The sequence below is a fragment of the Moorena sp. SIO4E2 genome, from assembly GCF_010671945.1.
In the GTDB taxonomy this organism is placed as follows: domain Bacteria; phylum Cyanobacteriota; class Cyanobacteriia; order Cyanobacteriales; family Coleofasciculaceae; genus Moorena; species Moorena producens.
The window spans coordinates 1,734-3,026 of the sequence record NZ_JAAHIE010000739.1 but is presented as its reverse complement, the minus strand read 5'-3'; the positions used below and the strand labels follow the sequence as shown (position 1 = coordinate 3,026).

General features: G+C 38.8%; 2 protein-coding genes. Both read right to left on the bottom strand.

What is annotated here, in order from left to right; all coding sequences use genetic code 11:
• The coding region (locus F6K37_RS36325) for a glycosyltransferase (protein ID WP_287255832.1) at nucleotides 1-309 on the bottom strand (309 nt) is incomplete at its 3' end.
• 229 nt (nucleotides 310-538) lie between these two features.
• Nucleotides 539-1,228: a glycosyltransferase family 4 protein gene (locus F6K37_RS36320; RefSeq protein ID WP_008180942.1), complete on the bottom strand. Its 690-nt coding sequence runs from the start codon at nucleotides 1,226-1,228 to the stop codon at nucleotides 539-541.
• Nucleotides 1,229-1,293: the final 65 nt, after the last annotated feature.

The following is a 1,293-nucleotide window of genomic DNA, read 5'->3' as shown; positions in this document are numbered from 1 at the left end:
AATTCTCGGAGAGACTAAAATATCAGCCTGCTCCAAATAGATAGCCAGATGCTCAACTGGTTTCGGTCCTAAAAAATGGACATGTTTTTCCATCCCAAGACAGTGAGCCTTATTCGTGTATTTCCGAATGTCGTCCGCTTCTCCACCGATAATGACTAAGTTAGCCTGATCAGTCTGCTCAAGGGTCAACGCGAAGCTGTCTAGAAGTAGGTCAATCCCCTGATAAGTCTCCAGATTGCCCACATACATCAGGAGGACATTATGGATTCCTAGCTCACGTCTGAGATTACTATAAATAGTACTATACATAGTTACACCAATGTTGAATCTTGAAGTTGAATCTTTAAGCAAAATTTTACACAAACCTGCACATTTTTACTAGAATTATCTTTCCTTACAAAATAAAACGTATTCTTAGGACATCAAAACAATATGTTCTGTTCATTATTAACAATAATTATAAATTTATTTAACTCAAATTATAAAGTATGGAGGTTTTAAATATTTAGTCTAACTTTAAAGACTTTTTATTAATTTGTTAAAGATTAGAGTTAAGCAACGATATATCTGGAATAACTACAGTTTTTCTGGGCTTGTACTTTTGAATATCTGCTGCCAAAGCATCGCAAACTGAAACCACAACTTTGGCATTCTTCACAGCCAGTCCTTCAAAAAAGTTGAATAGTGACGAAAAAATCTGTAGCAAAGGATACTTTTCAATCATTTGTTGGGCTAGAGATGAATCCATGTCATAGATATAGGGAATCTTACACAGGATTTTGAGCCCTAAACCGATAAAGACTGATTCCTCTCCAGCATGAACCAAATCGTAGCGTTTCTTAGTCACTAGGCGAATTACAGCAAGCAACATGAAAAAATCACAGACGATTTTTTTCCAGGAGAAGCCTGGTCGTATATTGCGAACCCAGGGTAGCTTAGGGGTTCGGTATACCTTGATATTTTCATACTTGATGTCACGCCCTTCAGGATAAGTCACGACATCAACTTGGTCTCCCCGTTCAGAAAGCACCTTCAAAACCAGGTTGACTGCGATGGGTGTGCCACGATTCTGATAAAACGGATGAGGAGCGAGTAATAGAATGTTCATCCTACTGACATTTCGTTCATCATAGGAGACTGGTTGATTCTCCCAGACAGTCAATTCATCCCTGCTGCTTTTGACCTCAAGCCGATCAGTAAGCCGATCAGTTTTGCTCGTTAAATACACGTTTATCTCCCCCTATATTTAAAGCACTCTAATCAAGAGCGCCCCATTTCCAAGCCAGCTTGATT